Origin of the sequence: Sulfuricaulis sp., assembly GCF_041499725.1 — a bacterium.
Taxonomy (GTDB): Bacteria; Pseudomonadota; Gammaproteobacteria; order Acidiferrobacterales; family Sulfurifustaceae; genus Sulfuricaulis.
Genome location: NZ_JBGQKW010000112.1, coordinates 1 through 6,572 on the forward strand (window position 1 = coordinate 1; position 6,572 = coordinate 6,572).

Below are 6,572 nucleotides of genomic sequence, written 5' to 3' on the forward strand. Positions count from 1 at the left end.
AGAGCTGATTGCCGCCAATTCCATGATCTTGCATGAACTCTACTTCGACAGCCTGGGCGGAGACGGGCAGGCGCAAGGCGCGTTGCACTCCGTGCTTGCCCGCGACTTTGGCAGTGCCGAGCGCTGGCAGGCCGAGTTCAGTGCGATGGGCAAAGCCCAAGGCGGCGGTTCCGGTTGGGTGTTGCTCATGTATTCTCATCGCGACAAGAAACTCATTAACCAGTGGGCGGCCGATCACACCTGCCACCTTGCTCGCGGCACGCCGATTCTCGCGCTCGACATGTACGAGCATTCTTACCACATCGATTACGGCGCCAAGGCGGTGGCCTATGTCGAGGTTTTCATGCAAAATATCAATTGGGTCAACGTCACCCGTCTTTACGAGGAATGCCTGAAATGAATCGGACTATCTCACCCGACGAGCTTAAGCAACTCCTGGAAAACCGTAAAACCATCTTGTTGCTCGATGTGCGGCGCCGGATCGATTACGACACCGACGGCCAGAAGATTCCGGGTGCCGCCTGGCTCGATCCGGAAAGGCTGACGCAATGGAGCACGGCATTGCCGCTCGACCGGGAAATCGTGATTTATTGCGCGCGCGGCGGTTCTGTAAGCAAGTCAGTGGTGGACCAGCTGAAGGCAAAGGGCGTCAAGGCGCGATTCATCGAGGGCGGTATCGAAGCCTGGAAGCAAACCGGCGGTGAAACCGTTCCGAAGTAGCCGGAGCACGACATGAAATGGGTTACCCGTGAACGTCCCAAGATCGATCGTATCGCCTGCCCGTGGCTGATCGCGCGGTTTATCGACAAGACCCCGGAATTTTTGTACGTGTCAGGGGATCGGGTGATGAAAGTGGCGGCCGAAACCGGTGCGACTCCTTATGACGTTTCCGGCGTGGAGCTGGGCCACGTCGGGGAGTTTTGCAGCTTTGATGCGTTTCTCAAGAAATATCAACTGACCGATCCCGCACTGCAAAAGCTCGCGGTCATTGTGCGTGCCGCCGACACCGGCCGGCCGGATTTTGCGCCGGAAGCGGCGGGACTGCTCGCTGTCTCGCGTGGGCTGTCGCAGAACTTCCGGGATGACCACCAGATGCTCATGCACGGCATGGTGGTTTACGACGCCCTGTATGCCTGGTGCCGCGGCGCGTAGCCGGCGCGGATGAGCGATCGCCTGATTATTTATGCGGCCGCGCTCCTGCGCGCGCTTGCCACCGGCTTGATGGGCGTGCTGCTGGGTATTTACCTCGACAAGCTTGCCTTCACGTCCGCCGATATCGGTCTCGTCATCGGCTCCGGTCTCACCGGCGCGGCGCTGTCAACCCTGATCGTGACGTTTCTCGGCGACCGGCTGGGACGGCGGCGGTCCTTGCTTGTCATCGGCGTCGCCTGCGCGGCAGGCGGACTTGCACTGATTGTCACTTCCAGCCTTCCGGCTGTCTGCGTGGTCGCGTTTATCGGCATGGTCAACGGCATGGGTCGGGACCGCGGCGCTTCACTCGTGCTGGAGCAGGCGATTCTGCCTGGCACTATCCTGCCCGAGCAACGCACGCGTGCTTTTGCCTGGTATAACGTATTGCAGGATATGGGCCATGCTTTTGGCGGCGTGTTGGCGGCCTTGCCGGTACTGTTGCGCGAGTCTTTCGATGTAGATGTGCTGGCTTCGTTCCATGCGACCGTCGCCGTCTATGCCGGCCTGCTGCTTCTGAGCGCACTGCTGTATGTCGGTTTGTCGCCCGCGGTCGAGACATACAAGCCATCGGCGACGGTAAAACTTGCGCCACAAAGCCACCGCGTCCTCTGGAAATTATCGGCGTTATTCGCGCTCGACAGCCTGGCAGGCGGTTTCCTCGGCACGGCGCTGCTGGCGTATTTCTTTTATGTGCGGTTCGCGGTCGATGAGGCTACCATCGCCATTCTATTTTTCTGTGCACGCACAGCCAACGCAGCTTCGCACTTCGGCGCGGCGTGGCTGGCCGCGCGCATCGGTCTCGTGAACACCATGGTGTTCACCCATATCCCTTCAAGTATCCTGCTCATGACGGTGCCGTTCGCGCCCAGCTTCGCGGTGGCCGCGTTACTGTTCCTGCTGCGCGAGGGTTTGGTGGAGATGGACGTACCCACGCGTCAGTCCTACGTGATGGCGATGGTCAGACCCGAGGAGCGGACGTTTGCATCCGGCATCACGCACCTTGTGCGCATGGGCGGCTGGGCCGTCGCACCGTTTTTCGCCGGGTTTCTGATGCAGGGGTTCGCGCTGGCCACACCCCTGCTGATTGGCGCGGGCATGAAGATTGTTTACGATGTCGTGCTTTACAAGGCATTCCGCCATGTTAAACCGCCTGAAGAATTGATGGCAGCAAAATAACGAATCCGGTGCAGGCACGTACCAGTATTCCCAAGGTGTACGATAAGCTTTTCGCCGCCAACGGAAAGCAAAACTGGTGGCCGGGTAACTCCGCGTTTGAAATCATGGTCGGCGCCGTGCTGACGCAAAACACCGCCTGGACTAATGTGGAAAAGGCAATCGCCAACCTGAAAAAGGCCAAGGCACTGTCGCCGCAAGCGATCGTCAACACCCATCCACGCCGACTCGCCGGCTGGCTCAAGCCTTCTGGATATTTCAATATCAAGGCCGAGCGCCTGCGCGCCATGTGCTGGTGGTTGCTGGGGCAGGGCGGAACCAGAAAAATTGCGAAACTTCCCACGGATGAACTGCGCCGCCGTCTTCTCGCCGTGCATGGCATCGGCCCTGAAACCGCCGACGATATTCTGCTCTATGTCTTTAACCGCCCGGTGTTTGTCATTGATGCCTACACCCGGCGTATATTTGCGCGTCTTGGTTTGATTGAAGGCACGGAGGATTATGAAACCTTGCGGCATATTTTCGAGGATGCGCTCGATTCGAATGCCGGGCTTTTCAACGAATACCATGCCCTGGTCGTGGTTCACGGCAAGGATGTCTGCCGCAAGCGGCCGTTATGCGACCGTTGTTGTCTGGCCGAGGATTGTCCGGCATCGGATCTGTCCGGGAGTGAACTCCATTGACTTCATTTGATCGATACGTACATTAGCGTGTAAACAGCATGGAGGATGTGACCATGGAACAGGATCGAAAAAAAGGCCATTTCACTTTTCGTACCACGGCGGTGCTATTGATAGCCTCCGTCGTCTTTGAGCTCATCTCGATTACCGCGGAAGAGCCTCTGTTCGGAGAGATAAGAAGCGGGCTGAGCGTCGGCATCTATCACATCGGCTATGCCGTGCTCTTTGCAGCGCTGGGGGTTGGGTTGTGGCGCGCCCGGAAGTGGGGATACGGGCTCGTTTTTGTAACCACGGCGGTTTACACCCTCGACAAACTGCAATTTATCTTGAACCGGCAGCTGATGGATAACTTGATCAGGCAGCAGTTGAGTGGGTATGAAAGCACCTTGCAGGCACAGGGAATCGACAACGCGCTCATCATGCAGGCGATCGTGCTGACGAGCATTGTCATTGTCCTCTGCTGGTGGGGGTTCGCCCTCTATACCTACTGGCGGCGTGATTATTTCAAAAACACCGGGGCATAATGAGCAGCTCGGCCGGTTTATAGATATCGGGCAAGATACGCCGGGATGCGTTCATCCAGCCAGTAATGCGGCCGCCACGGCCAGATCCCCGCGACAAAGCCGACGTGCCCGCCGTGAGGCGAAAGCTCCAGCGTCACGGATTCAGACAGTTCATCCGACCGGGGTATGGCCGACTCGGTCATGAACGGATCGTCAAGCGCGTGCAGCAGCAAGGTCGGTACGGTAATTTCCCCGAGATACTGCCGGGAGCTCGACACGGTGTAGTAGTGATCGGCGCTGTCAAAACCGTGCAACGGCGCCGTGATGTACTCGTCGAAATCGCGGAAGTTTTTCAGCGCCGATAAATCCCGTATTTTCAGCGGCAATTCCATGTGGCGCCGTTTCGCATCCACGGTGTGCCGCAGGGAGCGTAACAACTGCCATTGGTATAACCGGGAAAATCCCTGTTGCAGCCGCGCGGCGGCGCCATGCAGTACAAACGGTACCGATACCGCCACGGCCGCTTGTAATGGCGTCACTCCACCGGATTTTCCCAGCCACTTCAGCAGAACATTGCCGCCCAGTGAAAACCCGACGACTGCCAGTGGCGTTTGGGGCTCGCGACGCCGGAGCGTGTCGATGAAGAAGGCGAGATCACCGGTATCGCCGGAGTGGTAGCTGCGTGCCAGACGGTTGGGCTCGCCGCTGCAGCCACGAAAATGCATGACAACACCGCGCCAGCCGCGGCGCTCGATCGCTCGCAGCAGCCCGCGGGCGTACGGCGAATCGGACGAGCCCTCGAGACCGTGCAAAACAATGATGATCGGTCCGCTGCCTTTTTCCGTCCAGTCCAGGTCGATGAAATCGCCGTCCGGCAATTCCAGACGTTCACGCCAGAGTGCGACACGAGGCGAGCGGCGCGCCAGACGTGCCCACAGGGTCTGGCCATGCGGACCTCGGCACCACCAGGCGGGTTTGAAACATCCATCCATGGATGTGAATGAGAAGAATGCTGGCGTCAGGTCCAGAGAGTTTGCCACCAACGTTGGCGGCTGGCGGGCAACGGACGCCGGCTCTCGATCGGTTGTGGCGGAATCAGGCTCATGACCCAGCCGGGCAGCGGCGGGTTGTTGCTGAAACCGCAGGACACGCCGAGATTGTTTGGATCGAAAATTTTGATCAAGGTAGGCGCTTCCATGCTGTCGGTATACACGATGCCGCAGTAATCTTCGTGGTGTTCGCTATGCAGCAGCTTGTCGATTTCGGCGATGAATTTGACGACGTCCTCGGCGGAGGACTGATGCGCGGGGACCGGGGCGCCGATTGCGTAGAGATACCAGCCGGCGCCAGCGTTACGGCGCACGACATTCCAGAATTCATCGAGTTGCTGCCATCTCAGCAGGCTGCTGAAGGTGCCGCGGAAGGCTTTGTGAAACGTATCGTTTTCGCTCATGGCCCGAACCGTCGTGATGTTTCCGGACCATTATCGCATATCCGCGATTTTTTCCTTGAGAGACTCGATGGCGAAACCCAGGCCCAGATCGAGCTTTTTGTTGCAGAATTCGAGCAGGGGAATGCAGCGCGCGACCAGGTCCGGCAGGAACGGCACCAGTTTGCCGCCCTCGCTGGCGCCGAGCATCTTGAGCGCGGTTTCGAGATCGGGTTGTTCGATAATGGCCTCTTCCGGCTTGGGCGCTTCCTCCCGGTAGCTGACACCGAGGCGATTTCCACCGGCCGCCTTGGCCAGCGTCATGCGCTGTTCGGCCAGCGCGTGAAGTTCCTCGACGGTCTCCCCGGGATCCCGTCCCAGTGTCGCCAGTCCGAGACTGATCGTCAGCGGTATCGTGACGTCTTCGTTTTTGAAAGGTTCGGCATTGACCGCCGCGCGTGCCCGCTCGCACAGTACCGCGGCTTCCATGCGCCCCGAGGACGGAGCCAGGATGGCGAACTCCCCGCCTCCCGTGCGGGCCACGGTGTCTTCCGTGCGGCTCGAGGCAGTCAGTTTTTTGGCGAGCCAGATGAGGATCTGATCGCAGGCTTGATCGCCGTATTTCTTGTAAAGCGAGCGGAAGTTGTCGATGTCGATGCGGATGATGGATACATCGCTGTTATGACGCTTGGCGTAGGCGATATCCTGCACGCCGTGCTGGAGGAAGTAACGCCGGCTGTGCAGTTGCGTGAGCGGGTCGACCGCCGTCTGTTCTTCCAGCGCCGTGGAGGTTTCCTCCAGTTTGCGCGTGGTTTGATCGAGCTTGGCGTGGGCGCGGGTTCGTGCCAGCAACTGCACACCGTCGATGGGCTTGATGATGAAATCGGTCGCACCACAGGCGAACGCGCGCTCGCGGGTCAATTCATCGTCGGCGCCGGTGATGACGATGATGGGAATATTGCGCACGCGCTCCGGCTCGGCGGCGCGGACGCGGCAGATAAGCGAGTAGCCGTCGAGTTTCGGCATCTCGATGTCGGAGACCAACACTTCGATGGAACCGTCCTGGAGCAGGTGCTCCCACGCGGCTTCTCCGTCTCCGACCTCGATGAGCTCGAATTCGTTGCTGAGTATCTTGCTGATGGCCTTGCGAATGACGCGCGAGTCATCCGCCACCAGCACCCGGACCTTTTCAGCCGCGGGCGCAGCGGTTTCTGGCTTACGGCTCATTCCTTGATTCGGCTGGGTGTTGGTGTCCGGCACGGCTTTGCCGGCACCCGGGGTTTGTGTATCCATTAGGAATAAACATAGTGCACGCGGGCGACACATTCAAAGTGCCGAATGTAGGGGATTTCCCCCCGGATTAACGCATTTGCTGGGGAAAACCGGCGACTTCAGCGCTTCATGTGCTGCAGGTGCCGCCGGACATACCACACGACGGCGATGAGCAGAATCACGCCGATGGCGGTGTCGAACCGGTGGAAATAGACCCCGAGGGTGTTCCAGTGCTCCCCCAGCTTCATGCCGATCCAGGCCAGCCCCACGCTCCAGATATAGGAGCCGACAAAGGTGTAGAGACTGAAGCGCCACATATTCATG

10 protein-coding genes are annotated in these 6,572 nt (G+C 59.2%); 6 read left to right on the forward strand and 4 right to left on the reverse strand.

Going from position 1 to position 6,572, the window contains the following annotated elements; all coding sequences use genetic code 11:
• The 6 genes from ACC569_RS13455 to ACC569_RS13480 form a co-directional block, all read left to right on the forward strand.
• Positions 1-400: superoxide dismutase (locus tag ACC569_RS13455; protein ID WP_372524047.1), on the forward strand; the 400-nt coding region annotated here is incomplete at its 5' end.
• Positions 397-720 (forward strand): thiosulfate sulfurtransferase GlpE, encoded by a 324-nt coding sequence (locus ACC569_RS13460; RefSeq protein WP_372524048.1) that lies wholly within the window; start codon positions 397-399, stop codon positions 718-720. The genes ACC569_RS13455 and ACC569_RS13460, both read left to right, overlap by 4 nt.
• A gap of 12 nt (positions 721-732) precedes the next feature.
• Positions 733-1,152: a chromate resistance protein ChrB domain-containing protein gene (locus tag ACC569_RS13465; protein WP_372524049.1), complete on the forward strand. Its 420-nt coding sequence runs from the start codon at positions 733-735 to the stop codon at positions 1,150-1,152.
• Positions 1,153-1,161: 9 nt separating this feature from the next.
• Entirely contained in the window at positions 1,162-2,367 is a 1,206-nt protein-coding gene (locus tag ACC569_RS13470) for an MFS transporter (protein WP_372524050.1), read from the forward strand.
• A gap of 8 nt (positions 2,368-2,375) precedes the next feature.
• Entirely contained in the window at positions 2,376-3,047 is a 672-nt protein-coding gene (locus tag ACC569_RS13475) for an endonuclease III domain-containing protein (RefSeq protein ID WP_372524051.1), read from the forward strand.
• 53 nt (positions 3,048-3,100) lie between these two features.
• Positions 3,101-3,568, forward strand: a complete 468-nt coding sequence (locus ACC569_RS13480) for a DUF2127 domain-containing protein (RefSeq protein WP_372524052.1) — start codon at positions 3,101-3,103, stop codon at positions 3,566-3,568.
• A gap of 17 nt (positions 3,569-3,585) precedes the next feature.
• On the opposite strand, the gene ACC569_RS13485 is transcribed toward ACC569_RS13480, so the two are convergent.
• From ACC569_RS13485 to ACC569_RS13500, 4 genes are all read right to left on the reverse strand, one after another.
• On the reverse strand, positions 3,586-4,539 hold the full coding sequence (locus ACC569_RS13485; RefSeq protein ID WP_372524053.1) for a hydrolase: 954 nt from the start codon (positions 4,537-4,539) through the stop codon (positions 3,586-3,588).
• 26 nt (positions 4,540-4,565) lie between these two features.
• Positions 4,566-5,000, reverse strand: coding sequence for a hypothetical protein (locus ACC569_RS13490; RefSeq protein WP_372524054.1), 435 nt, complete (start codon positions 4,998-5,000; stop codon positions 4,566-4,568).
• Between the two features lie 30 nt (positions 5,001-5,030).
• Positions 5,031-6,269 carry a GGDEF domain-containing protein gene (locus tag ACC569_RS13495; RefSeq protein ID WP_372524055.1) on the reverse strand — a complete coding sequence of 413 codons (1,239 nt, stop codon included), beginning with the start codon at positions 6,267-6,269 and terminating at the stop codon, positions 5,031-5,033.
• 98 nt (positions 6,270-6,367) lie between these two features.
• A partial coding sequence (locus tag ACC569_RS13500; RefSeq protein ID WP_372524056.1) for a DedA family protein occupies positions 6,368-6,572 on the reverse strand: 205 nt, incomplete at its 5' end.